Here is a 24,526-nt window from a genome sequence, read left to right as displayed (position 1 = left end):
GCTTTTGCTATCCTACGGTTTTTATAAAACACAGAACTCGTTCATGAACTATCCTCATCCGATCATTGCCCGCGAAGGCTGGCCGTTCATCGCCATCGCGGCTGTCGTCGCCATCCTCGTGCAGGCGATCGGCGGCTTTGGCTTCGCCTGGATCTTCTGGCTGATCGTGATTTTCGTCGTCCAGTTCTTCCGCGATCCGGCCCGCCCGATTCCGACCCAGCCCAACGCGGTGCTGTGTCCGGCGGATGGCCGCATCGTCGCGGTCGAAACCGCGCACGATCCGTACGTGGGCCGCGAAGCGCTCAAGATCAGCGTGTTCATGAACGTGTTCAACGTACACTCGCAGCGCTCGCCGGTGGACGGCGCCATCACGAAGGTGCAGTACTTTCCGGGCGCGTATTTGAACGCGGCCGTCGATAAAGCGTCGACCGAGAACGAGCGCAACGCGGTCGTGCTGCAGACGGCGGGCGGGCATACCGTGACGTCGGTGCAGATCGCGGGCCTCATCGCGCGACGCATTCTCTGCTACGTGCATGTGGGCGAGCCGCTCACGCGCGGCCAGCGCTACGGCTTCATTCGCTTCGGCTCGCGTGTCGACGTGTATCTGCCGGTTGGCAGCCGGCCGCGCGTGTCGATCGGCGAGAAGGTTTCGGCTTCGTCGACGATCCTCGCCGAATTCGCGGAATAACGCGGAGGATTCGATGGCGGCATTCAAACCGCGCCGTAATCGCGCGAACGCGACGCCTCCGCGCGCGTTCCGCCGCAACAAGGCCGCGCAGGACGTCGGCGCCGTGGAGACGCGGCGCGCGAAGCGGCAGCAGTTCCTCAGAAAACGCGGCATTTACCTGCTGCCCAACGCGTTTACCACGGCCGCGCTTTTTTGCGGCTTCTTCGCCGTCGTTCAGGCGATGAACGTGCGGTTCGAGATCGCGGCCATCGCCATTTTCGTCGCGATGGTGCTCGATGGCATGGACGGACGCGTCGCGCGCATGACGCACACGCAGAGCGCGTTCGGCGAGCAGTTCGACAGCCTTTCGGACATGGTGTCGTTCGGCGTCGCGCCGGCGCTCGTCATGTACGAATGGGTGTTGAAGGATCTCGGGCGCTGGGGCTGGCTCGCCGCGTTCGTCTACTGCTCGGGCGCGGCGCTGCGGCTCGCGCGCTTCAATACAAACGTCGGCGTGGTCGACAAGCGGTACTTCCAGGGCTTGCCGTCACCGGCCGCGGCTGCGCTGATCGCCGGTTTCGTCTGGCTCGCGACCGACAATCGCGTGCCGCTCAAGCTCGTGTGGCTGCCGTGGGTCGCGTTTGCGCTGACCATCTACGCCGGCGTGACGATGGTATCGAACGCGCCGTTCTACAGCGGCAAGGCGCTCGACGTGCGCTATCGCGTGCCGTTCGCGGGCGTGTTGCTGATCGTGGTGGCGTTCGTGCTGGTGTCGTCGGATCCGCCGGTCATGCTGTTCTGCCTGTTCGTGCTGTACGGCTTCTCGGGCTATATCTGGTGGGGCTATCTTGCGATACGCGGACGGCCGAATCCCGCGCGCAGTTCGCAGCGGGAACACTAGGCCTCGACGCTTTCAAACAAAAAAGGCGGCAACCGATGAGGTTCGCCGCCTTTTTGCTTTTTGCGCGCCGATCAACCCGCGACCAGCGTGCCGTTCTGAATATGCACGCGCTCGCCTTGCTGGAACGGCGGCGGATTCTTGTACGTGAAGGTCCGAGTCTTGCCGTTTTCCATCCGCACGTGCACCGAGTAATCGGTTTCGCTGCGGATATGCTTTTCGACCGAATTGCCGGCCAGACCGCCGCCGAGCGCGCCGAGCAGCGTCATCGCCGTGCGCCCGCCGCCACGGCCGAACTGATTGCCAACGACGCCGCCCGCCACCGCGCCGCCGACCGCGCCGATGCCGGTGCCGCGGCCTTCATGCTTGACGGCCGAAATCGACTCGACGGTGCCGCACGTCGAGCAATACGCCGGATGCTGCGGCGGTTGCTGCGCATACGATGGCTGCGCGGGTCGTGGCTGCGCCGGGGCCGGTTGCGCCTGCTGCTGTGCCGCTTGCTGTTGCTGGGCGGCTTGTTGCTGCGCCGCCTGCTGTTGAGCGGCGGCTTGCTGCTGCGCCGGGCTCGGCGCGGCGGAATCGACTACTGGCTGCTGCGCGACCGCCGCCGTCTGTGTCTGCGGGTTCTGCGAGGAATTGCTCGATGCTCTCGGGAACAGTCCCGTCATCGCGGCGGTAGCCACGAGGCTCGCGACGATGACTGCGCCCGCCGCCGTGGCGATGAGCGGATGCAGACGCCGCTGCGGCGGGTGAGCGCTGCCGGAAGAGGGTGACGTGCCGAGTTTGCTGGTTCCGTTATCCATTATCGAACCTCCGTTTCGAGGCGAACTGCCGCTACCGATGTCGGCGATTACGCCCATTCTCGGGGAAGCGCCGACTTTCCGCTTTTTCGGCGTGTAACAAATTTGCGGAGCTTGTCTCTTTCGAGGAAAGCAGGAGCAATGCCAATCGCGATGGCTCGCGGCTCTGCGCCCTTCCGGGCCGAATACGGCTTGAAATTTTTACCAGCGGTTACAACAACGATCGTTCCATCGAAAAAAAAGGCGCCTCGAAAGGCGCGCTTTTTTCGCTGAAAACCGAGGCGAAAGCTCAGTCCTCGCGACGCAGATGCGGGAACAGAATCACGTCGCGAATACTCGGGCTGTCGGTCAGCAGCATCACCAGACGGTCGATGCCGATGCCGCAACCGCCCGTCGGCGGCATGCCGTATTCGAGCGCGCGGATGTAATCGGCGTCGAAGTACATCGCTTCTTCGTCGCCGGCGTCCTTCTGGTCGACCTGCTTCTGGAAGCGCGCGGCCTGATCCTCCGGATCGTTCAGCTCCGAGAAGCCGTTGGCGATTTCGCGGCCCGTTATAAAGAGCTCGAAACGCTCGGTGATGCCCGGCACCGAATCCGACGCACGCGCGAGCGGGGACACTTCGATCGGATAATCGACAATGTACGTCGGCTCCCACAATTGCGATTCCGCCGTCTCTTCGAACAGCGCGAGCTGCAGCGAACCGAGACCGGCGTTGAGGAACGCGGGCTGCGTCGTATCCACACCGAACTTCTTCAGTTCCGTGCGCAGGAACGCGGCATCGGACAACTGCGCGTCGGTGTATTGCGGCGCGTACTTCTGAATCGCCTGATTGATCGTCAGACGATGGAACGGCTTGCTCAAATCAAGCTCGCGCCCCTGATACGTGATGGTGGCGGTGCCGAGCGCATCGATCGCGGCCTGGCGGATCAGTTGCTCGGTGAAGTCCATCAGCCAGCGGTAATCGGTGTACGCGGCGTAGAACTCCATCATCGTGAACTCCGGATTGTGACGCGGCGACACGCCTTCGTTCCGGAAGTTACGGTTGATCTCGAACACGCGCTCGAAACCGCCGACGATCAGCCGCTTCAGATACAGCTCGGGCGCGATGCGCAGGAACATTTGCATGTCGAGCGCGTTGTGATGCGTGGTGAACGGCTTGGCCGCCGCGCCGCCGGGAATGGGGTGGAGCATCGGCGTTTCGACTTCCATGAAGCTCGCCTGCGCCATGAAATTGCGGATCGACGTGACGGCTTTCGTGCGCGCCATGAAGGTCTTGCGCGATTCCGGCGTGACGATCAGATCGACATAGCGCTGGCGATAGCGCGTTTCCTGATCGGCGAGGCCGTGGAACTTGTCCGGCAGCGGACGCAGCGCCTTCGAGAGCAGACGCAACTCCGTGCAGCGCACCGACAGCTCGCCCTTGTTCGTGCGGAACAACACGCCCTTGGCGGCGACGATATCGCCCAGATCCCACTTCTTGAATGCGTCGTAGGTTTCGGCGCCGACGTCCGCGGGCGTCACGAAGAACTGGATCTGGCCGCTGCCATCCTGAACCGTCGCGAAGCTCGCCTTGCCCATCACGCGCTTCAACATCATCCGGCCGGCGATCGCGACGGGCAGGGGATTCGCTTCGAGCGCGTCTTTATCCGTTTCGGCGTAGTCGCTCTGCAGCGCGGCGGCCTGATGCGTCGGGCGGAAGTCGTTCGGATAGGCGATGCCTTGCTCGCGCATCGCGCGCAGCTTGTCGCGCCGCTCGGCGATGATCTGGTTCTCTTCCAGTTCGGGAGCGGCGCCCGGTTGAATCGGTTCGGTCATGATGATTGTGGCTTTTTGATGCGAGGCGGGCTGAATTGAAAACGCGGATATCGAAGTAGATACCCGCGTCGGCGAATCAAACGCCCTGTTTCAGACTCGCGCTGATGAAGTCGTCGAGGTCGCCGTCGAGCACGGCGCGCGTGTTGCTCATTTCCACGTTGGTGCGCAAGTCCTTCACGCGGCTCTGGTCGAGCACGTAGGAGCGGATCTGATGGCCCCAGCCCACGTCGGTCTTGCTCGATTCGAGCTTGTCTTGCTCGGCCTGACGCTTGCGCATCTCGAATTCGTAGAGACGCGCCTTGAGCATTTGCATGGCTTCCGCGCGATTGCGGTGCTGTGAGCGGTCGTTCTGGCACTGCACGACGATGCCCGTCGGCGCGTGCGTGAGTCGCACGGCGGAGTCGGTCTTGTTGATGTGCTGGCCGCCCGCGCCGGACGCGCGATACGTGTCCGTGCGGATATCGGCGGGATTGATCTCGATCTCGATCGAATCGTCGATTTCCGGATACACGAACACCGACGAAAACGACGTGTGACGCCCACCCGACGAGTCGAACGGCGACTTGCGCACGAGGCGGTGAATGCCGGTTTCGGTGCGCAGATAGCCGTATGCGTATTCGCCTTCGACCTTGATCGTCGCGCTCTTGATGCCCGCGACGTCGCCTTCGGACTCTTCGAGCACTTCGGTCTTGAAGCCCTTGCGTTCGCAGTAGCGCAGGTACTGGCGCAGCAGCATGGACGCCCAGTCGCACGCTTCGGTGCCGCCCGCGCCCGCCTGGATGTCGATGAAGCAGTTGTTCGGGTCGGCCGGGTTCGAGAACATCCGGCGGAATTCCATGTCTTCGACGCGCAGGCGCAGCGCATCCGCATCGGATTCGGATGCGACGAGCGTGTCCTCGTCGTTTTCCTCGCGCGCCATGCCGAACAGTTCGTCCGCGTCGCGCAGGTCGTTGTCGAGGGCGGTGAGTGCGGAGACCACGCCGTCGAGCAGCTTCTTTTCGCGACCGAGCGCCTGGGCGTTCTTCGAGTCGTTCCAGACGTTCGGGTCTTCGAGTTCCTTATTGACTTCGGCTAGACGCGCGGACTTGGCGTCGTAGTCAAAGATACCCCCGTAGCTCGCCCGCGCGGCGGCGCAGGTCGGCCAGAAGGCTTTCGATCGCGTTGAGACGTTCCGCTTCCATTGTCGATCTTCGGCTTCGTAAAAAGATGAAATTATAGCCGATCGACAGGGTTTCCCCGGCCTTCGGGGTGCGCGGCGGGCCGCTCAGCCCGCGTGCTCCACGATCAGCTGCACCCGCGCGACGCCATTCCACGAATCGCTGACGAGCCGGTACGCGACGGTCGCGCGCGGCGGCAGCGGATCGACGTGGTTGAACCAGATCGCGTTGAAACGCTGCCGCCCGCGCAACAGTGACAGCTTCAGATGCTTGTCCTTCACGAGCGCCTGCGACGCGACTTCGAACTCGCCGGAGAAGGTCGGCGCGGGAAAGCCCTGTCCCCAGACGGCGGCGTCGAGCATTTCGACGAATTGCGGCGTGAAGTACGCGTCTTCGAGTTCGCCATCGGTTTCGACGGTGCGCGACAGCGCTTCGGCCGTCAGCCATTCGCGCCCGATCGCTTCGAACGCGGCGGTGAAGCGCGGGATGTCGGCGGTGGAAAGCGTCAGGCCCGCGGCCATTGCGTGTCCGCCGAACTTGTGGATGAGGCCGGGCTCGCGTTTGGCGATCAGATCGACGGCGTCGCGCAGATGAAAGCCCGGAATGGAGCGGCCGGAGCCCTTGCTGAGCGTACCGCTGTCGTCGGCGTGCGCGAACGTGAACGATGGCCGATGAAACCGCTCCTTCAGCCGCCCCGCGACAATGCCGATCACGCCCTGATGCCAGCTCGCGTCGTAGAGCGTGAGCGTGGCGCGCTCGCCCGGATCGATCGTCTGCAATTCGGCGAGCGCCTGCTGCTGCATGCCGGCTTCGATTTCGCGACGCTCGCGGTTCATCGAATCGAGTTGCTGCGCGAGCTCCCAGGCGCGGCCGACATCGTCGGTCGTCAGGCATTCGATGCCGAGCGACATGTCCGACAGCCGTCCCGCCGCGTTGAGGCGCGGCCCGAGTGCAAAGCCGAGATCGAAACCCGACGCCGCGCGCGCATCGCGGCCGGCGGCGCGAAAGAGCGCGGCGATGCCCGGCTGCATGCGGCCCGAGCGAATCCGCTTCAGGCCTTGCGCGACAAGAATGCGGTTGTTGCAGTCGAGCTTCACGACATCGGCGACGGTGCCGAGCGCGACGAGATCGAGCAGGCCATCGAGACGCGGCTCGGGTGTGCCATCGGCATAAGCGCCGCGCCGCCGCAACTCCGCGCGCAACGCGAGCAGCACGTAGAACATGACGCCGACACCCGCGATGCACTTGCTCGGAAACGCGCAGCCCGGCTGATTCGGATTGACGATCGCGCGCGCGGCGGGCAGCTCGTCGCCGGGCAGGTGATGATCGGTGACGAGCACGTCGATGCCGAGCGCGTTCGCCGCCGCGACGCCATCGACGCTCGCGATGCCGTTATCGACCGTGATGAGCAGATCCGGCAGGCCGCTCTTCGAACGCGACGCCAGCTCGACGATTTCCGGCGTCAGCCCGTAGCCGTATTCGAAGCGGTTCGGAACCAGATAGTCGATGTTCGCGCCGAACATCCGCAGCCCGCGCACGGCGACGGCGCATGCGGTCGCGCCGTCGCAATCGTAGTCCGCGACGACGAGCATGCGCTGTCCCGAGGCGAGCGCATCGGCGAGCACGACGGCGGCGGCGTCGCAGCCTTTCAGGCCGGCGGGCGCGTGCAGGCGCTTGAATTCGGTTTCGACTTCATCGGGAGAAGTCACGCCGCGCGATGCGTAAAGACGCGCGATGACGGGATGCAGGCCGTGGCGCATCAGCGCTTCGGCATCGGCGGGAGAAGAAGCGCGCGTAACGATTCGCGTCATTGCAAAGTGCCTTATTCGATGAAGAGCGCCGCGATCGGACGGCGCCGCCAGAACTTGCGCAGATCGGCGCGCGTGACCGAGAGCGTGACCGAGCCGGTATCGCCGCAAAGCGTGAGACTCAGGCGGCCGAGCGAGCCGTCGAGAAGCGCCTGCAGCGCGGGCGCGAACCACGCGTTTTCCAGCGCCTTGAGCGCATCGTTCCAGCGCGCCCAATCCTGTTCGATGAACGGCGCGGAGAACGCATCGAGCTCGACGAGCGTCGCGTCCTGCGCGTCGTCTTTCGAGAGCGAGGCAAACGACGCCGGCGGCATCGACGGCTTCACGCCGGAAGCGAGCGCGAGACCGCGCGTCGCGGCCGCATCGGACATCACGCGCGCGAACGGGCTTTGCACGGGCCGCATCGCGCCTTGTCCGTGGAGCCAGATCGAATTGATCGCAGGCAGGCCGCGCGATTCGCGTTCCAGATTCAGCGGATGTTCGAACCATGCCATCTGCACTTCGTTCTGCAGCTTCATCCACGCGCGCGAGCGATCGCCGGTGCGGGCCTCGTGCGGCAGCCAGATTTCGATGTTGCGCCCGGTCGCGCGCAACGGCGATGCGCCCGCGAGCGCGCCCAGCGCTTCACCCGACACGTACCAGCGTAATGGCGTCGGCGCTTGCAGCGTCACGCCGAGCGCTTCGATCACCGGCCGCGCGGTCTGGAGCAGGGCGCGCGCTTCTTCCGTGTGCACGCCGAGCGTGTCGGGATCGATCAATACGAGATGATCGTGCGCGATACGGACATGAACCGGCTCGATGCAGGCCCAGAGCGCATCGCCGGGCGTGCCGCCGTCGGCGAGCAGCATGAAGGGCGCGAGCGGGGCGTCGTCGGCATAGCGCTGATCGGCGGGCGTCACCGCGCCGAAGCGGCGCGCGATCCAGCGTTCGTGCGGCAGCGTGCGCTGAAAATCCTCGCCGATGACGCGTTCTTCGAGCGTGGCGCGGGCGAGCAGCTTGTCGAGCGCCGCGCTCTCCAGTCCGTGCAGGGCGGTGGCGGCGTCCGCGGCCGAAGGCAGGGCGAACGGCAACAGGAGATGGAGATGATGAACGGGCATGATGCTCGGCATTGTAGGGCAAAGCGCCTTCTCCGATCAGGCTCGGCGCGCCGTTCCCGCCTCGCGGACGAAGGCTGCCAGTGCGTGGCTTTCGCGACATATGGCAAACTTTCGCAAATTTGCTTCACCGGACTCAACAACGCTGGAACAGCAGCAGAAAGGAATCGCTTGAAACTTCCGTACGAATGGCAGATCGGCTGGCGCTACACGCGCGCCAGCAAACGCACCACGGGCAACGGCTTCATCTCCTTCATCGCGCTCGTTTCGATGGCGGGCATCGCGCTCGGCGTCGCCGCGCTGATCGTCGTGCTGTCGGTCATGAACGGCTTCCAGAAGGAAGTGCGCGACCGCATGCTGTCGGTGCTCGCGCACGTCGAAATCTTCTCGCCGACGGGCTCCATGCCCGACTGGCAACTGACCGCGCAGGAAGCGAAGCGCAATCCGGAAGTGATCGGCGCCGCGCCTTATGTCGAAGCGCAGGCGCTGCTCACGCGTCAGGGCGCCGTGAGCGGCGTCGCGCTGCGCGGCGTGGAGCCCACGCTCGAGCCGGAAGTGTCCGACATCGGCAAGGAAATGCGCGCGGGCAAGCTCACGGACCTGAAGCCGGGCGAGTTCGGCATCGTGCTCGGCAAGGATCTCGCGGCCAACCTCGGCGTGACGCGGGGCGACAAGATCACGCTCGTCGCGCCCGAAGGCACCATCACGCCGGCCGGCATGATGCCGCGCCTCAAGCAGTTCACCGTCGTCGGCGTTTTCGAGTCGGGGCACTACGAATACGATTCGACGCTCGCGCTCATCGAAATCCGCGATGCCGAAGCGCTCTTTCGCCTGCCCGCGCCGACCGGCGTGCGCCTGCGCCTGAAGGACATGCAGCGCGCGCCCGAAGTCGCGCGCCAGCTCGCGGGCACGCTGTCGGGCGATTTGTACATTCGCGACTGGACGCAGCAGAACAAGACGTGGTTCTCCGCCGTGCAGATCGAGAAACGCATGATGTTCATCATCCTCACGCTGATCATCGCGGTAGCGGCGTTCAATCTCGTGTCGTCGCTCGTGATGACCGTCACCGATAAGCAGGCCGATATCGCCATTCTGCGCACGCTCGGCGCGCAGCCGGGCTCGATCATGAAGATATTCGTCGTGCAGGGCGTGACGATCGGCTTCATCGGCACGGCCCTCGGCGTGACGCTCGGCTGTCTGATCGCGTGGAGCATTCCATGGCTCGTGCCGATGATCGAGCATCTTTTCAACGTGCAGTTCCTGCCGTCCTCGGTGTATTTCATCAGCGAACTGCCGTCTGAGCTCGTGCCGGGCGATGTCGTCAAGATCGGCGTCATCGCATTTTTGTTGTCGTCGCTCGCCACGCTCTATCCGAGCTGGCGCGGCGCGAAGGTTCGTCCGGCGGAGGCGCTGCGCTATGAGTGATCTGATTCCGGCCAACAACATCGTGCTGCGGGCATCGGCGATTTCGAAGACGTTCGTGCAGGGCGGCTTCAACGTGCAGGTGCTCAACAACGCGCAACTCGACGTGATGAAGGGCGAAAAGCTCGCGATCGTCGGCGCATCGGGCTCGGGTAAAAGCACGCTGCTGCATGTGCTCGGCGGGCTCGACGAACCGAGCGCGGGCAAGGTCTCGCTGCTCGGCAAGCCGTTCACCGAACTGAAGGAAAAGGAACGCAACGAGCTGCGCAATCGCGCGCTCGGTTTCGTGTATCAGTTCCATCATCTGCTGCCGGAATTCACGGCGCTCGACAACGTCGCGATGCCGCTGCGCATCCGCCGCATGCCCGAGGAAGACGCGCGCAAGGAAGCGCTCGTCATGCTGGAGCGCGTGGGCATCGGGCATCGGGCGAAGCATCGGCCGGGCGAATTGTCGGGCGGCGAGCGTCAGCGCGTGGCGATCGCGCGGGCGCTCGTCACGCATCCCGCATGCGTGCTCGCCGACGAACCCACCGGCAATCTCGACGGCGGCACCGCCGATACCGTCTTCAACCTGATGCTGGAGCTGTCGCGCACGCTCGAGACGAGCTTCGTGATCGTCACGCACGATCCCGATCTCGCCGCGCGCTGCGACCGCATCCTGCGCCTGCGCGACGGCGTGCTGCACGAAGAGCCGGTCGTGCCGGTCTGAATCTTTCGCGACGCGCGGAGGCCGCCATGTGGATCGATACGCACTGTCATCTGGATGCCGGCGAATTCGATGCCGACCGCGATGCCGTCGCCGATGCCGCGCTCGATGCGCTCGTGACGCGCATCGTGATTCCGGGCGTCGGGCGCTTCAACTTCGACACGGTGCGGGCGCTGGCGCATCGCATCGAAGGCGGCGCGTACGCGCTCGGCATTCATCCGCTCTTCACGCCGGGCGCGCACGAAGACGACCTGCGCGCGCTGCGCGAGGAAATCGAAGCGAGCATGGACGATCCGCGCTTTGTGGGCATCGGCGAAATCGGGCTGGATTACTTCGTGCCGACGCTCGACGACGCCCGCCAGCAGTTCTTCTACAACGAGCAACTGAAGCTCGCTCGCGAGTTCGATCTGCCGGTCATCTGTCATGTGCGCAAGTCGCAGGACAAGGTGCTGAAGGGCTTGCGCGCGCACGACATTCATCGCGGCATCGCGCATGCGTTCAACGGCAGTTTCCAGCAGGCCGAGGCGTTCATCGCGCAAGGCATGCATCTCGGCTTCGGCGGCAATCTCACGTTCGAGCGCGCGCTGCAGATCCGCCGGCTCGCGACGGAGCTGCCGCTCGACGCGATCGTGCTCGAAACCGATGCGCCCGACATCGCGCCGTCCTGGCGCTACAAGCAACGCAACACGCCGGACCAGGTCGCGCGCATCGCGCAAGTGCTCGCGCAACTGCGCGGCATCGACGAAAACGTGCTTTCCCTAGGCACAACGGCTAACGCTCACGCTGCGCTCCCACGGCTCGCGCTCGCCTCTTCATAATCGTTTCGATGGACGCATCGGCTGCATGCGTTCGCCGTGACGAGGAATGAAGAGGGAAGACGTGCGGGCGATTCTGCTGGGATTTGCATTGGGTGTCTGGTGGTTGCAGCAGCAGGCTCGCTTGCCGGATGTCATCGCGTGGTGCGCGTGCTGCACGGCGTTCGTCATCGCGATTGCGTCGGGCGCGATCGAGCCGCGTGCGCGCATCGCGAGCTTCGCGCTGGCTGCTTGCGCGCTGGGTTTCGCGTATGCGGCGATACGCGCGGATGTGCGGCTGCGCGAACAATTGCCAGCACGCTACGAGCAGCGCGACATCGAACTGACGGGTTTCGTGCGCGGCATGCCCGAGCGACGCGCCGACGGTACGCGCTTTCTCTTCGAAGTCGAGGCCAACGGCGCGAAATTGCATGACTTTCCGCGCGTCGTGCGCTTGCTTTGGATGTCGGGCGATCATGTTCCGAACCTGCACGCCGGCGAGCGATGGAGCTTGATGGCGCGTTTGAAGCGTCCGCATGCCAACGCCAACTTCGGTCTGCGCGATGCCGAAGCAACGCTGCTCGAACGCGGCATTCGCGCGACGGGTTATGTATCGGCAGCACGCGAGCCGCGCCGTTTGCACGCCGATGCGTCGGGTCCGCGGCTGACGATCGACCGGCTGCGTGCGCGCGCACGCGAACGCATCGAGACCGTGCTCGGCGATGCGCCGCATCGCGGGATCATCGTCGCGCTCGCGGTGGGCGCGCAGGACGCCGTCAGCGATGCCGACTGGACCGTCATGCGCGCGACCGGCACGAGTCATCTCGTTGCGATATCGGGCTTGCATATCGGCTTCGTCGCGGGGCTGGCGGCGTTGATCGTCGGATTCGTGTGGAAGCGCGTGCGCTTGCGCGGCCTGAGCGCGCCGTTGATCGCGGCCACGCCGAAAGCGGCGGCCATCGGCGCGACCGTGTTCGCTGCGTGCTATGCCGCGCTCGCCGGTTTCAACGTGCCCGCGCAACGCACGCTGTGGATGCTGCTGGTCGTTGCGCTCGCGTTTTTCTTCGGACGACGGCCGTTGTCGTCGCTCGTGCTGCTTTGGGCGCTCGCGTTCGTGCTGATCGCGGATCCGTGGGCGGTGACAGCGCCGGGATTCTGGCTGTCGTTCTGCGCGGTGGCGGCGATTCTGCATGCGATCGCGTCGGCGGGACGTCGCGCGTCGCGGGCGCAAACGGAAGAACGGGACGACGTCGATCAATGGGATCGCGTCGATCCGAGCGAAGTCGGTCATCGTCCGCAACATGTCGCGAAGCGCAGGCCGCTCGCGATCGTCGCGCGGTTCGCCGCGCGCGCGCGGCGGTATATCGCGTCGAGCGCGCGTGTGCAGTACGCGGTGACGATCGCGCTCGCGCCGCTCACCGTCTACTGGTTCTCGCAGATTCCGCTGCTCGGTCCGCTCGCGAATGCGTTCGCGATTCCGTGGATCAGCGCGCTCGTGACGCCCGCGACGCTCGCCGGTCTCATGCTTCCCGCACCGCTCGATGCGCCGATGCTTCACGTCGCCCATGCCGCGTTGTCCGTGCTCTGCGACATGCTCGCGCGTCTCGCGAATGCCGCGCCCGCGTCGCTCTGGCTTTTGCCCCGGCCGGATGCGTTCGCGCTCGCGGCATCGTGCGTCGGCGTCGCATGGGCGCTCGCGCCGCGCGGCTGGCCGTTGCGCTTCGCCGCGCCGCTGACGTGGCTGCCGCTGCTCGCGCCCGCGATGCATCCCGCGCCGGTCGGCGCGTTTCGCGTCACCGCGCTCGATATCGGCCAGGGCTCGGCGCTCGTCGTCGAAACGGCGCGGCACACGTTGCTCTTCGACGCCGGTCCCGGTCCCGAATCGACGCATGCGGGCGAGCGGATCGTGGTGCCGTATCTGCAGGCTGCGGGCGTGCGCGCGCTCGATGCGCTCGTCATCAGCCATTCCGATTCGGATCACGCGGGCGGCGCGCCGGCGGTGCTGCAATCGATCGCCGTGCGGCAACTGCTCGCGTCGCTGCCCGCGCAGGACGCGTCGTGGTCCGATGCGCGCGCACGCGGCGCGCAGACGCTGCGTTGCGCGGCGGGGCAGCGCTGGACGTGGGACGGCGTCGAATTCCGAATGCTGTGGCCCGAGCCGGGACCGCTTTCGGGCAAGCCGAATCGGCAGTCGTGCGTGCTCAAGGTGACGAACGCGGCGGGACGCTCGGCGCTCTTCGCCGCCGATATCGAAGCGGACGTCGAACGCATGCTGATCGCGCGCGACGCGTCAGACCTGCGCGCCGATGTGCTCATCGTGCCGCATCACGGCAGCCGCACTTCGTCCACCGAGCCTTTCCTCGATTCTGTCGGGCCGTTGGCCGCGATATTTCAGGTAGGCTATCGCAACCGTTTTCATCATCCGCATCCGACCGTTTTCGCGCGCTACCGGATGCGCGACATCGTGCTTTCGCGCAGCGACGAAGACGGCGCGGCGCGTATCGAAATCGGTTCGCAGATTACGTTCGAGCGCTACCGGCAAAGCCACGCGCGCTACTGGATGGCGCGCTAAACGCTAAAAAAACAAGAGACACGCTTGAAAGACATCATCCATTTCTCGCACGCGAACGGTTTTCCCGCATCGACGTGTCGCACGATGTTCGCGGAGCTTTCCGACGAATACGAAGTTCGCAGTATCGAGCGCATCGGTCATGACGCGCGCTTTCCCGTGACGCGCGACTGGCCGTATCTCGTCGATCAGCTCATCGACGACATGAGCCGCTATCGGCGCGAAGCCGACGGCGATCATCCGAAGGTGTGGCTCGTCGGGCATTCGCTCGGCGGCTATCTGTCGCTGATGGCGGCGCTGAAGCGCCCGGAATGGGTGAAAGGCGTGGTGATGCTCGATTCGCCGGTGATCGCGGGCTGGAAGAGCGGACTCCTGCGCGTCACGCAATGGACCGGGCTGGACGAGCGCCTGTCGCCCGCCGCCGCGACGCGCAAGCGCCGCACGCAGTGGGCGAGCCGCGACGAGGCGTGGCGGCATTTCCTGTCGAAACCGGCGTTCGCGCGCTGGGACGAACGCATGCTGTCGGACTATATCGATTTCGGCATTCCGCAGACCCATGCGAACGGCGCACGCTCGCTCGCATTCGATCGCCATGTGGAATATCTGATCTATCGCACGCTGCCGCACACGCTCGGCGCGCGGCTCGCGCACGGCGCGCCGGTGCCCGTCGGTTTCATCGCGGGGACGCATTCGCGCGAAGTGCGCCAGGTCGGGCTCGGGATGACGCGGCGCATCGCGGGCGAGCACATCGAATGGATGGAAGGCAGCCATCTCTTTCCGATGGAGCGCCCGATCGACACCGCGCGCGCCGTGCAGCGGCTGCTCACGGCCATGCAGACGGCGCGCTGAAAAGGGCGCGAGCACGCGCGCGGGACTTGACGAACGGCCCGCGTCACGTTCCGCAAAAATGACGCCGAAATGCGCGGATTTGTAGCCAATATCCGCGCCGGGCGCGCTTCGTGGGAACCGGCCTTTACGGTATAATCCGTTTTTCCCGCGAGCATCTAGCGATGACCAAATATGTATTCGTCACCGGCGGCGTAGTTTCGTCCCTTGGCAAGGGTATTGCCGCCGCCTCTCTCGCCGCGATCCTCGAATCGCGCGGTCTCAAAGTCACTCTCCTCAAGCTCGATCCCTACATCAACGTCGACCCCGGCACGATGAGCCCGTTCCAGCACGGGGAAGTGTTCGTGACGGAAGACGGAGCGGAGACCGACCTCGACCTCGGCCATTACGAGCGCTTCATCAGCACGAAGATGCGCAAGGCCAATAACTTCACCACCGGCCAGATCTACGAATCGGTGATCCGCAAGGAACGCCGCGGCGAGTATCTCGGCAAGACGGTGCAGGTCATTCCGCATATCACCAACGAAATCCAGGCATTCGTGGAGCGCGGCGCCGCTGCGGCGACGTGCGGCCAGCCGGACGTGGCGATCGTGGAAATCGGCGGCACGGTGGGCGACATCGAATCGCTGCCGTTCCTCGAAGCCGCGCGTCAGATGAGCCTGCGCATGGGCCGCAACAGCGCGTGCTTCGTGCACCTCACGCTCGTGCCGTTCATCGCGACGGCGGGTGAACTCAAGACGAAGCCCACGCAGCACAGCGTGCAGAAGCTGCGCGAAATCGGTATCTATCCGAACGTGCTCCTGTGCCGCGCCGACCGCCGCATTCCCGACGACGAGCGCGCCAAGATTTCCATGTTCTCGAACGTGCCCGAAGACGCGGTCATTTCCGTTTGGGACGCGGACAGCATCTACAAGATTCCGCAGATGCTCAACGACCAGCACCTCGACGACATCATCTGTGAAGAGCTGAAGCTCGCGCCGCCGCCCGCCGATCTGGCGATGTGGTCGAACCTCGTCGAGAAGCTCGAAAATCCGAAGCACGAAGTGACCATCGGCATGGTCGGCAAGTACGTCGAACTCACCGAATCGTACAAGTCGCTGATCGAAGCGTTGCGTCACGCGGCCATCCATACGTCGACGAAGGTCAACATCGAGTACATCGATTCCGAGCAGATCGACGCCGAAGGCACCGACGCACTGAAGCACCTCGACGCCGTGCTGGTGCCGGGCGGTTTCGGCCGTCGCGGCACGGAAGGCAAGATCAAGGCGATCCGCTACGCACGCGAATCGAAGACGCCGTATCTCGGCATCTGCCTCGGCATGCAGCTCGCGGTGATCGAGTTCGCGCGCGATGTCGCCGGTCTCGCCGATGCGAATTCCACCGAGTTCGATCAGGACACGGGCAACCCGGTCGTCGCGCTCATCACGGAGTGGTACGACCGCGCGGGCCGCATCGAAAAGCGCAACGAAGAGTCGGATCTCGGCGGCACCATGCGCCTCGGCTCGCAGAAGTGCCCGATCAAGCCGGGAACGATGGCCGAGCGCATCTACGGCAGCGATGTGAACGAGCGTCATCGTCACCGTTATGAAGTCAATAACCGTTTCGTGCCCCAGCTCGAAGCCGGCGGGCTTATCATCAGCGCCCGTACGCCGAGCGAGGATCTGCCCGAGATGATGGAGTTGCCGCAGTCGCTGCACCCGTGGTTCGTCGGCGTGCAGTTCCACCCCGAATTCACGTCGACGCCGCGCGACGGGCATCCGCTCTTCAAGGCATTCGTCGATGCAGCGCGCGCGCACGCCGAAGGCAATGGCGTGAAGGCGCCGGCGAAAGCCACCGCGGGAGCGCAAGCATGAAGCTGTGTCATTTCGAAGCGGGCCTCGACAAGCCGTTCTTCCTGATCGCGGGCACGTGCGTCGTCGAGTCGGAGCAAATGACCATCGACGTCGCCGGCCGGCTGAAGGAAATCACGCAGAAGCTCGGCATTCCGTTCATCTACAAGTCGTCGTTCGACAAGGCGAACCGCAGTTCGGGCAAGTCGTATCGCGGTCCGGGCATGGACGAAGGCCTGCGCATTCTCGGCGAAGTGAAGAAGCAGCTCGGCGTGCCCGTTCTCACGGACGTGCACACCGAGGAAGAAATCGAAGCGGTCGCATCGGTCGTGGACGTGCTGCAAACGCCCGCGTTCCTCTGCCGTCAGACCGACTTCATCCACGCGTGCGCGCGCTCGGGCAAACCGGTCAACATCAAGAAGGGCCAGTTTCTCGCGCCGCACGACATGAAGAACGTGATCGACAAGGCGCGCGACGCCGCGCGTGAAGCGGGTCTGTCGGAAGACCGCTTCATGGCGTGCGAGCGCGGCGTGTCGTTCGGCTATAACAACCTCGTGTCCGACATGCGCTCGCTCGCGATCATGCGCGAAACCAACGCGCCGGTCGTCTTCGATGCCACCCATTCGGTGCAGTTGCCGGGCGGGCAGGGCACGAGCTCGGGCGGTCAGCGCGAATTCGTGCCGGTGCTGGCGCGTGCGGCGGTCGCGACGGGCGTGGCGGGCCTCTTCATGGAGACGCATCCGGACCCGGCCTGCGCGAAGTCCGACGGCCCGAACGCGGTGCCGCTGCATCACATGGAAGCGCTGCTTTCGACGCTCATCACGATCGATCGCGCGGTGAAAAGCGGTTCGTTCCTCGAGAACGACTTCAACTGAGCGTCGGCAGCAAAAAGTAGTACGGCGCGGGCGTCATCATGGGCGCCCGTGTTGCGAGATCAGGCCGTCCGGCGTCATCCGGGCAACGGAGGAGCGTGCAACGCATCGGGGCGGCATCCGCAACCGGCGGATGAGACGCCCGCTCCCCACGAAAGCGATGCGGACCGGATTCGATCCGGTCCCGAAACGACCGCTCTTTGCGCCGGAGCTGAACCCGGCGGTCATCGAATGGGTCTGAGCGAAGCCAGTGAAGCGTGTATCGAAGTGTAAAAACAGGCGGCGCGCTTCGTTGTGACTGACAGAATTCATCGTCATTTCTTGAGGAAACCATGAGTGCTATCGTAGATATCATCGGCCGCGAGATTCTCGATTCGCGAGGCAATCCGACCGTCGAATGCGACGTGTTGCTCGAGTCGGGCACGATGGGCCGCGCGGCGGTGCCTTCGGGCGCATCCACCGGCTCGCGCGAGGCCATCGAATTGCGCGACGGCGAAGCGGGCCGCTACGGCGGCAAGGGCGTGCTTAAGGCCGTCGAACACATCAACACCGAGATTTCCGAAGCCATCATGGGCCTCGACGCCTCGGAACAGGCTTTCCTCGACAAGACCCTGCTCGAACTCGACGGCACCGACAACAAGTCCCGTCTCGGCGCGAACGCGATGCTCGCGGTGTCGATGGCGGTCGCGAAGGCTGCCGCCGAAGAAGCCGGCCTGCCGCTGTACCGCTACTTCGGCGGCTCGGGCGCGATGCAGCTTCCGGTGCCGATGATGAACATCGTCAACGGCGGCGCGCACGCGAACAACAGCCTGGACATCCAGGAATTCATGATCGTCCCGGTGAGCCAGCCGACGTTCCGCGAAGCGCTGCGTTGCGGCGCGGAAGTGTTCCACGCGCTGAAGAAGATCCTGGCCGAGCGCGGCATGAGCACCGCGGTGGGCGACGAAGGCGGCTTCGCGCCGAACTTCGGCAGCAACGACGAGTGCCTGTCGACGATTCTGCAAGCCATCGAGAAGGCCGGTTATCGCGCCGGTGAAGATGTGCTGCTCGCGCTCGACTGCGCGGCGAGCGAGTTCTATCACGACGGCAAGTACCAACTGGCTGGCGAAGGCCTGCAACTGTCGTCGACCGAATTCGCGGATTACCTCGCCACGCTCGCCGACAAGTTCCCGATCGTGTCGATCGAAGACGGCATGCACGAGTCGGACTGGGAAGGCTGGAAGACGCTGACCGACAAGCTCGGCAAGAAGATCCAGCTCGTCGGCGACGATCTCTTCGTCACGAACACGCGCATTCTGAAGGAAGGCATCGAGAAGGGCATCGCGAACTCGATCCTCATCAAGATCAACCAGATCGGCACGCTGACGGAAACCTTCGCGGCGATCGAAATGGCCAAGCGCGCGGGCTACACGGCGGTCATCTCGCACCGCTCGGGCGAGACGGAAGATTCGACCATCGCGGACATCGCGGTCGGCCTGAACGCCGGCCAGATCAAGACCGGCTCGCTGTCGCGCAGCGATCGCATCTCGAAGTACAACCAGTTGCTGCGCATCGAGGAAGATCTCGGCGATATCGCCAGCTACCCGGGCAAGTCGGCGTTTTACAACTTGCGCTAAAGCTTTTGCCGCTTTAGTCGATAAGGACGCTTAGTGGTCTTTGAAGCGTCATCTTTTGAAGCCCGTCGCCCGGGGCAGCTTGCCGCCGGGCGGCGCTTATTTCGGCTACGTGAATGCGGCTCGTAACTGTCGTTCTGGTTCTTTTGCTGGTGCTGATCCAATACCCGCTCTGGTGGGGACATGGCGGCTGGCTGCGCGTGCATGAATTGCAGCAGCAGCTCGCGCAGCAGACGGACAAGAACACGAATCTGAGACTGCGCAACGAGCGCGTCCAGGGCGAAGTGCAGGACTTGCAAAACGGCACCGCCGCCGTGGAAGAGCGCGCGCGCTACGAGATGGGCATGGTGAAGGACAGCGAGGTGTTCGTGCAGTTCGTCTCGCCGAATTCGAACGCGCCCGTCAATTCCGCGAACGTGCCGGGCATGAACGGCTCGACGCGCGGTCAGGTTTCAGCGGCGCCGCTGCGCGTGGTGCCGAATCCCGTGTCGCGCTCGAAGCAGGAGTTGCGCGAGCTGGACAAGAAGGCGCAGAAGGAAAAAGCGGCCGAAGCGAAGAAAAAGCAGCAGGGCGCGGCGCAGTAAGACGCCGGCTGGTTGAGATAAAAAATGGCGCGGTCACGACCGCGCCATTTTTGTATTTGGCAGACAAAGGCGGATGGCCGCCTCGCCTACCACGAAGTGCCGAATCCGATGCCGGTGCCCCAGTACGGGCCGCCCCAGCCGCCGCTCGAATAGCCGCCGTAGACCGACACCGGCGCGGGCGCGTAGAACTGCGACATCGTCTTCGCGGCGTTGCCAGCCGCGGCTGCCTGCTGCGATTCGTTGAGCGCCTGCTTGTCGATGGCGTTGTAGCGGTCCATCTCCTGCTGCGGCGTGAGCGTCTGTTGCGGCGCAGGCGATGTGTCGGGCAAGCGGCTATAGATCGGCGACGGGCCGGGCGGATCCATCATGCAGCCGGCGACGAGCGCGACCCCGGCCAGACACGGCAGCAATTTCCAGTTGAGCGTTGCGGTTTTCATTTTGCGACCTCCAGCGGGCCGGACATCTGTGCAGGAGTCCCATCATAGCTTGCGGAATCTGTCGTGAGAGCCGGGCCGAAAGCAGGCCGCAAGCGGCGCGCCGTGCTTCGAGCGCCACCGGCGCGCGTGGCGAAACCTCGACTGGACAAGGCTTGCGCGGCGTTTCAGTGGCGCCGGTCCGACGCCGGGCTCACACCTTGTGAGAGTTCGTTTGCGACAAAAAGTTGCGCAACGTCGACGGAGTCGAAGTCATAGCGCTGGTTGCAGAACTCGCAATGCACTTCGACATTGCCGCGCTCCACGATCACGCTGTCGACTTCCTCGCGGCCGAGCATCTTCAGCATGCCGCCGACCTTCTCGCGCGAACATGTGCACTGGAAGCGCGCGGCTGCCGGCTCGAAGTGCTGGACGTTTTCTTGCCAGAAAAGGCGCTTGAACACGGTATCCGGCTCTTCCTTCAGCAATTCCTCGTTCGAAAGCGTGCTGCCGAGATGGCAGACGCGCTGCCACGTATCGGCGTCGTGCTCGCCCGGATGCGGAACGATGCCGCCATCGCCCGGCAGCTTCTGCAGCAGCAGGCCGACGGCGCGGTCGGTATCGGCGGCGAGCCACAAGCGTGTGTCGAGCTGCTCGGAGTGATGCATGTAGTGCTCGAGCACTTCGGCCATCGACTTGAGCGCGCCATGCTCGTCCGACAGCGGCACGATGCCCTGATACGGTTGCTGCCCCGGCTTTTTGTCGGAGGGATCGAGCGTGATGACGCAGCGGCCGCGCCCGTGACGGTTCAGCAGGTCCGGCAGCGACATTTCGCTGTCGAGCTCGCTCTCGCCGCCATCGGCCAGCTTCGCCGTGGCGCGCAGCGACAGGTTCGAATTGCACTGCACGACCAGCATCTTCACGGGACCGTCGCCGTAGATCTGCATGATGAGCGTGCCGTCGAACTTGAGGTTCGCGGACAGCAGCGCGCATGCGGCCATCATTTCTCCGAGCACGTTGCGCACGGCCACGGGATACGAGCGGCGCGCGAGCACTTCCTGCCACGTATGACGCAACGAGACGATCTCGCCGCGCACCGGCGCCGCGTTGAACATGAATTTCTGCAACTGGTCGTTCACAACTCTTCCTTGGGTGTTGAGGCTGCTGCGCCGTCTCGTGCGGCGTCCGTTCAGCCGATACGCACGAGGTGCGCCTTGTAATATTCGCGACGGTCGGCATAACTCGCCGTGGCCGCACGCATGCGGGCGATATCCGCCTCGCCGATTTCCCGCACTGCCTTTGCGGGCGCGCCGAGAATCAGCGTATTGTCCGGAAACACCTTGCCTTCGGTGACGACGGCGCCCGCGCCAACCAGACAGTTGCGGCCGATCACCGCGCCATTCAAGACCACCGCCTGGATTCCGATCAGCGAGCCTTCCTTGATCGTGCAGCCGTGCAGCATTGCCTGATGGCCGACGGTGACATCGCTCTCGATCGTCAGAGGAAAACCCGGATCGGCGTGGAGTACCGCGCCTTCCTGCACGTTGCTGCCGCGTCCGACGACGATCGGCTCGTTGTCGCCGCGCAGCGCCGCGCCGGGCCAGACACTCGCGTTTTCCTCGAGCGTCACCCGGCCGATGATGGTCGCGGTGTCCGCGAGAAACACGCTTTCGTGGATGGTCGGGGCGTCGTCGCCGAGTTTGTAGATGGCCACATTGTCTCCTGAGGCGTGATGTCGTGAAGGTGGGACTACAATGCGCGCCTGCCGGTGAGGCGGCGCACGCGCATTGTTGCGCGTTTTGAGGCGTCCGCCGGGATTACCATTTTAGCTGTTTGCCCTAAGCGTCCGCTGGAACGCAGTGTTCGACGCCCGTTTTCGAGACAGTCCGATGCACGACCTTGTCATTTCCCCGGAAGCCGGTGACTGCGCCCGCCGCGCAGCGCTCGCGGTCCTGTGCGAGCGCGATCCCGCGACGAAAGCCGCGCGCGCCCGCGCACTTTTCGATGCGGCGCGCGCCCAGCCGTCGCGGATCGATCCACGAGCCGAGTTGGCGGAACCCCGCGATCTGCCTGGCCGGCCCGAGCGTCCGGCGCTCGTGGAGCCATCGTCGCTGAAGCGTCGCAGCATGCAGTCGGATGCGGGGCGCGCCGTGCTGTTGCACGCGCTCGCGCACATCGAATTCAACGCGATCAATCTCGCGCTCGATGCCGTCTGGCGATTTCCGTCGATGCCGCAGGATTTTTATCTCGACTGGTTGAAGGTGGCGGCGGAGGAGGCGCATCACTTTTCGCTGCTGAGCGCGCGCCTCGCCGATTTCGGCCACGCTTACGGCGACTTCCCGGCGCACGATGGGCTGTGGGACATGGCGCAACGCACGCGCGGCGATGTGCTGGCGCGCATGGCGCTCGTGCCGCGGACACTGGAGGCGCGCGGGCTCGACGCGTCGCCGCCGATCAGAAAGCGTCTCGCGCAGGCGGGCGATCACGCGTCCGCGGCGATCCTCGACGTCATCCTGCGCGATGAAATCGGCCATGTGTTGATCGGCAATCGCTGGTTCCGGTTTCTGTGCGACGCGCGAAATCTGGACCCGCACACGACTTACGGACGCCTCGCCGCGCAATATCACGCGCCGAAGCTGCGCGGCCCGTTCAATTTCGAAGCGCGCCGCGACGCCGGTTTCGACGAAGCCGAACTGCGCGCGCTCGCCGGCCTCGACGATGCGAAGTAGGGCAGGTTCTTCGTCGCTATAATCGAACGATCATCCTTTTTTACTTCGAGACGACACCATGAAAGATTCGCGCTCCGAATTCGTCGACGCGCGCGGCGTGCGCCTGCACGTACGCCGCTGGGGCTCGCCCGACGCCCCGATGCTCTTCATGCTGCACGGCTGGATGGATATCGGCGCGTCGTTCCAGTTCGTCGTCGATGCACTCGCGGGCGACTGGCAAGTGCTCGCGCCCGATGCGCGCGGCTTCGGGCTCTCCGACTGGCCGGTCGCGCAGAAGGGCGGCGGCCATTACTACTTTCCCGACTATCTCTCCGATCTCGACGTGCTGTTCGACCATTACGCGCCGGGCGGTCAGGTGAACATCGTCGGCCACAGCATGGGCGCGAACGTCGCGCTGCTGTACGCGGGCGTGCGGCCCGCGCGCGTGCGCCGCGTGGTCGATCTCGAAGGCTTCGGATTGCCGGCGGCGCGCGCGTCGCAATCGCCGGGGCGCATTTCCCAATGGCTCGACGATCTGCGCGCGCCGCCCGCGCTGCGCAGCTACGCGAGCCTCGACGAAGTCGCCGACCGGCTGATCCGCACGAATCCGCGTCTGCCGCTCGCGCGTGCGCGCTATCTCGCGCAACACTGGTCCCGCGAGGAAGCGGATGGGCGCTTCCATCTGCTTGCCGATCCGGCGCACAAATTGCGCGGACCGACGCTGTATCGGCTCGACGAGGTGAGCGCGGCGTGGGCGCGCGTGGCGGCGCCCGTGCTGCACGTCGAGGCGAAGGATTCGCCGACGCTCGCGGCTTTCGCGGGCGAGACGCCCATCGCCGAATTCAAGACGCGCTTTCAGGCGTTTCCCGACTGGCGCGAGGAAATCGTCGACGAGGCCGGTCACATGATCCATCACGATCAGCCGGAGCGCGTCGCGGCGCTCGTCGAATCGTTCTGCGCGTGAGCGGCGCAGCACGGAACGAAGGAACTACATAATCGGCTTGTCGCGCCGATACAGTTAGAATGTGAGTGAAGCCCGATAAACGACGATGAACGCCGATCTGCATTGCCATTCCACCGTGTCCGACGGACAGTTTGCGCCCGCCGATGTCGCCGCGCGCGCGCACGCGAACGGCGTCACGCTATGGTCGCTGACGGATCACGATCAGCTCGGCGGGCAGGACGAAGCGAAGAAGGCCGCCGAGGCGCTCGGCATGCGCTATCTGCCCGGCGTCGAGATTTCGGTGACGTGGGCTTCGCGCACGGTGCATATCGTCGGCATGAACGTCGATCCGCATAACGATGCGCTGCGCAAGGGGCTCGAATCGACGCGCAACGGGCGCGCGGCGCGCGGCGTGGCGATCGGCGAGGCGCTCGCGGCGGTCGGCATTCCGGATTGCTACGAAGGCGCGCTGCGCTTCACCGACGATCCCGACATGATCTCGCGCACGCACTTCGCGCGGTATCTGGTGGAGGCGGGGTATGCGCAGTCCACGTCGGATGTGTTCGCGCGCTATCTCGGCGACGGCAAGCCGGGTTTCGTCGGGCATTGCTGGGCGAAGCTCGCGGACGCCGTGAAATGGATCAAGGATGCGGGCGGCGAGCCGATCATCGCGCATCCGGGCCGCTACGATTTCACGCCGGTCGAATTCGCCGCGCTCTTCGATGAATTCATCGAGCTCGGCGGCCGGGCCATCGAAGTCGTGACGGGCAGCCATACGCCCGACCAGTACCGCGAATACGCCGATGTCGCGCGCCGCTATGGGTTCGAGGCATCGCGCGGCTCGGACTTCCACGGCGCGGGCGAAGGGCGCGTCGATCTCGGCCTGCTTCCGCCGTTGCCCGACGATCTCACGCCTGTCTGGGAGCGCTGGCTTTAGCGTTCCCGCGGCGCGCGTCTTTCTGCTCGCGCGCACGGTCTTTGCATCAC

The 24,526-nt window shown here is 64.9% G+C and carries 22 protein-coding genes; 14 read left to right on the top strand and 8 right to left on the bottom strand.

What is annotated here, in order from left to right:
- Positions 1-43: 43 nt before the first annotated feature.
- Entirely contained in the window at positions 44-688 is a 645-nt protein-coding gene (locus NCT05_RS10715; RefSeq protein ID WP_034473054.1) for a phosphatidylserine decarboxylase, read from the top strand.
- 13 nt (positions 689-701) lie between these two features.
- Positions 702-1,568, top strand: a complete 867-nt coding sequence (gene pssA / locus NCT05_RS10710) for a CDP-diacylglycerol--serine O-phosphatidyltransferase (RefSeq protein WP_008341899.1) — start codon at positions 702-704, stop codon at positions 1,566-1,568.
- Between the two features lie 71 nt (positions 1,569-1,639).
- Here the strand turns inward: pssA and NCT05_RS10705 are convergent, their stop codons facing one another.
- The 5 genes from NCT05_RS10705 to NCT05_RS10685 form a co-directional block, all read right to left on the bottom strand.
- Complete coding sequence (locus NCT05_RS10705; protein WP_250458352.1) at positions 1,640-2,368, bottom strand: glycine zipper 2TM domain-containing protein; 729 nt, start codon at positions 2,366-2,368, stop codon at positions 1,640-1,642.
- 286 nt (positions 2,369-2,654) lie between these two features.
- Positions 2,655-4,181 carry a lysine--tRNA ligase gene (lysS, locus tag NCT05_RS10700; protein WP_244807434.1) on the bottom strand — a complete coding sequence of 509 codons (1,527 nt, stop codon included), beginning with the start codon at positions 4,179-4,181 and terminating at the stop codon, positions 2,655-2,657.
- Positions 4,182-4,257: 76 nt separating this feature from the next.
- Positions 4,258-5,362, bottom strand: a protein-coding gene (gene prfB, locus NCT05_RS10695; protein WP_144403574.1) for a peptide chain release factor 2 whose coding sequence is annotated in 2 segments (ribosomal slippage) — positions 4,258-5,280 and positions 5,282-5,362 — 1,104 coding nt in all. Because the reading frame shifts where the segments join, the coding sequence is not laid out codon by codon here.
- Between the two features lie 83 nt (positions 5,363-5,445).
- Positions 5,446-7,149 carry a single-stranded-DNA-specific exonuclease RecJ gene (gene recJ / locus NCT05_RS10690; RefSeq protein ID WP_250502237.1) on the bottom strand — a complete coding sequence of 568 codons (1,704 nt, stop codon included), beginning with the start codon at positions 7,147-7,149 and terminating at the stop codon, positions 5,446-5,448.
- Positions 7,150-7,160: 11 nt separating this feature from the next.
- Positions 7,161-8,255, bottom strand: a complete 1,095-nt coding sequence (locus NCT05_RS10685; protein ID WP_008341889.1) for a hypothetical protein — start codon at positions 8,253-8,255, stop codon at positions 7,161-7,163.
- 156 nt (positions 8,256-8,411) lie between these two features.
- Here NCT05_RS10685 and NCT05_RS10680 point away from each other — a divergent pair, with 156 nt between their 5' ends.
- From NCT05_RS10680 to ftsB, 9 genes are all read left to right on the top strand, one after another.
- Complete coding sequence (locus NCT05_RS10680) at positions 8,412-9,665, top strand: lipoprotein-releasing ABC transporter permease subunit (protein ID WP_033535777.1); 1,254 nt, start codon at positions 8,412-8,414, stop codon at positions 9,663-9,665.
- Positions 9,658-10,371 carry a lipoprotein-releasing ABC transporter ATP-binding protein LolD gene (lolD, locus tag NCT05_RS10675; RefSeq protein WP_008341887.1) on the top strand — a complete coding sequence of 238 codons (714 nt, stop codon included), beginning with the start codon at positions 9,658-9,660 and terminating at the stop codon, positions 10,369-10,371. The genes NCT05_RS10680 and lolD overlap by 8 nt, the downstream gene beginning before the upstream one ends.
- Positions 10,372-10,397: 26 nt before the next feature.
- Complete coding sequence (locus tag NCT05_RS10670; RefSeq protein WP_175982710.1) at positions 10,398-11,186, top strand: TatD family hydrolase; 789 nt, start codon at positions 10,398-10,400, stop codon at positions 11,184-11,186.
- Between the two features lie 61 nt (positions 11,187-11,247).
- A complete protein-coding gene (locus NCT05_RS10665; RefSeq protein ID WP_502801784.1) occupies positions 11,248-13,734 on the top strand; it encodes a DNA internalization-related competence protein ComEC/Rec2 in 2,487 nt (828 codons plus the stop codon).
- Positions 13,735-13,758: 24 nt separating this feature from the next.
- Positions 13,759-14,580, top strand: coding sequence for an alpha/beta fold hydrolase (locus tag NCT05_RS10660; RefSeq protein ID WP_250502235.1), 822 nt, complete (start codon positions 13,759-13,761; stop codon positions 14,578-14,580).
- Between the two features lie 161 nt (positions 14,581-14,741).
- Entirely contained in the window at positions 14,742-16,430 is a 1,689-nt protein-coding gene (pyrG, locus tag NCT05_RS10655; protein WP_008341880.1) for a CTP synthase, read from the top strand.
- On the top strand, positions 16,427-17,281 hold the full coding sequence (gene kdsA / locus NCT05_RS10650) for a 3-deoxy-8-phosphooctulonate synthase (protein WP_008341878.1): 855 nt from the start codon (positions 16,427-16,429) through the stop codon (positions 17,279-17,281). The genes pyrG and kdsA overlap by 4 nt, the downstream gene beginning before the upstream one ends.
- Positions 17,282-17,610: 329 nt before the next feature.
- A complete protein-coding gene (eno, locus tag NCT05_RS10645) occupies positions 17,611-18,894 on the top strand; it encodes a phosphopyruvate hydratase (protein ID WP_008341877.1) in 1,284 nt (427 codons plus the stop codon).
- 113 nt (positions 18,895-19,007) lie between these two features.
- Complete coding sequence (gene ftsB / locus NCT05_RS10640; protein WP_008341875.1) at positions 19,008-19,475, top strand: cell division protein FtsB; 468 nt, start codon at positions 19,008-19,010, stop codon at positions 19,473-19,475.
- Between the two features lie 86 nt (positions 19,476-19,561).
- On the opposite strand, the gene NCT05_RS10635 is transcribed toward ftsB, so the two are convergent.
- The 3 genes from NCT05_RS10635 to NCT05_RS10625 form a co-directional block, all read right to left on the bottom strand.
- The gene (locus NCT05_RS10635; protein WP_008341874.1) at positions 19,562-19,912 is read right to left on the bottom strand and encodes a hypothetical protein; all 351 of its coding nucleotides are present in this window, start codon (positions 19,910-19,912) and stop codon (positions 19,562-19,564) included.
- Positions 19,913-20,076: 164 nt separating this feature from the next.
- Positions 20,077-21,027, bottom strand: a complete 951-nt coding sequence (gene hslO / locus NCT05_RS10630) for an Hsp33 family molecular chaperone HslO (RefSeq protein ID WP_008341872.1) — start codon at positions 21,025-21,027, stop codon at positions 20,077-20,079.
- Between the two features lie 50 nt (positions 21,028-21,077).
- Positions 21,078-21,602 carry a gamma carbonic anhydrase family protein gene (locus tag NCT05_RS10625; protein WP_008341871.1) on the bottom strand — a complete coding sequence of 175 codons (525 nt, stop codon included), beginning with the start codon at positions 21,600-21,602 and terminating at the stop codon, positions 21,078-21,080.
- Positions 21,603-21,777: 175 nt separating this feature from the next.
- Here NCT05_RS10625 and NCT05_RS10620 point away from each other — a divergent pair, with 175 nt between their 5' ends.
- From NCT05_RS10620 to NCT05_RS10610, 3 genes are all read left to right on the top strand, one after another.
- Positions 21,778-22,617 (top strand): ferritin-like domain-containing protein, encoded by an 840-nt coding sequence (locus NCT05_RS10620; protein ID WP_250502234.1) that lies wholly within the window; start codon positions 21,778-21,780, stop codon positions 22,615-22,617.
- Between the two features lie 58 nt (positions 22,618-22,675).
- Positions 22,676-23,560, top strand: a complete 885-nt coding sequence (locus NCT05_RS10615) for an alpha/beta fold hydrolase (protein ID WP_008341868.1) — start codon at positions 22,676-22,678, stop codon at positions 23,558-23,560.
- 85 nt (positions 23,561-23,645) lie between these two features.
- Positions 23,646-24,476, top strand: a complete 831-nt coding sequence (locus NCT05_RS10610) for a 3',5'-nucleoside bisphosphate phosphatase (protein ID WP_008341867.1) — start codon at positions 23,646-23,648, stop codon at positions 24,474-24,476.
- Positions 24,477-24,526: the final 50 nt, after the last annotated feature.

Source organism: Caballeronia sp. AZ7_KS35 (assembly GCF_023631045.1).
Lineage (GTDB): Bacteria > Pseudomonadota > Gammaproteobacteria > Burkholderiales > Burkholderiaceae > Caballeronia > Caballeronia zhejiangensis.
Note: the sequence above shows the minus strand (reverse complement) of the source record. Positions and strands in the feature narration are given on the sequence as shown.

Bases quoted from the DNA above. Each gene is read 5' to 3' on its own strand.
- NCT05_RS10715 (WP_034473054.1), top strand. From the start codon at position 44: ATGAACTATCCTCATCCGATCATTGCCCGCGAAGGCTGGCCGTTCATC.
- pssA (WP_008341899.1), top strand. From the start codon at position 702: ATGGCGGCATTCAAACCGCGCCGTAATCGCGCGAACGCGACGCCTCCG.
- NCT05_RS10705 (WP_250458352.1), bottom strand. From the start codon at position 2,368: ATGGATAACGGAACCAGCAAACTCGGCACGTCACCCTCTTCCGGCAGC.
- lysS (WP_244807434.1), bottom strand. From the start codon at position 4,181: ATGACCGAACCGATTCAACCGGGCGCCGCTCCCGAACTGGAAGAGAAC.
- recJ (WP_250502237.1), bottom strand. From the start codon at position 7,149: ATGACGCGAATCGTTACGCGCGCTTCTTCTCCCGCCGATGCCGAAGCG.
- NCT05_RS10685 (WP_008341889.1), bottom strand. From the start codon at position 8,255: ATGCCGAGCATCATGCCCGTTCATCATCTCCATCTCCTGTTGCCGTTC.
- lolD (WP_008341887.1), top strand. From the start codon at position 9,658: ATGAGTGATCTGATTCCGGCCAACAACATCGTGCTGCGGGCATCGGCG.
- NCT05_RS10670 (WP_175982710.1), top strand. From the start codon at position 10,398: ATGTGGATCGATACGCACTGTCATCTGGATGCCGGCGAATTCGATGCC.
- pyrG (WP_008341880.1), top strand. From the start codon at position 14,742: ATGACCAAATATGTATTCGTCACCGGCGGCGTAGTTTCGTCCCTTGGC.
- kdsA (WP_008341878.1), top strand. From the start codon at position 16,427: ATGAAGCTGTGTCATTTCGAAGCGGGCCTCGACAAGCCGTTCTTCCTG.
- eno (WP_008341877.1), top strand. From the start codon at position 17,611: ATGAGTGCTATCGTAGATATCATCGGCCGCGAGATTCTCGATTCGCGA.
- ftsB (WP_008341875.1), top strand. From the start codon at position 19,008: ATGCGGCTCGTAACTGTCGTTCTGGTTCTTTTGCTGGTGCTGATCCAA.
- NCT05_RS10635 (WP_008341874.1), bottom strand. From the start codon at position 19,912: ATGAAAACCGCAACGCTCAACTGGAAATTGCTGCCGTGTCTGGCCGGG.
- NCT05_RS10620 (WP_250502234.1), top strand. From the start codon at position 21,778: ATGCACGACCTTGTCATTTCCCCGGAAGCCGGTGACTGCGCCCGCCGC.
- NCT05_RS10615 (WP_008341868.1), top strand. From the start codon at position 22,676: ATGAAAGATTCGCGCTCCGAATTCGTCGACGCGCGCGGCGTGCGCCTG.
- NCT05_RS10610 (WP_008341867.1), top strand. From the start codon at position 23,646: ATGAACGCCGATCTGCATTGCCATTCCACCGTGTCCGACGGACAGTTT.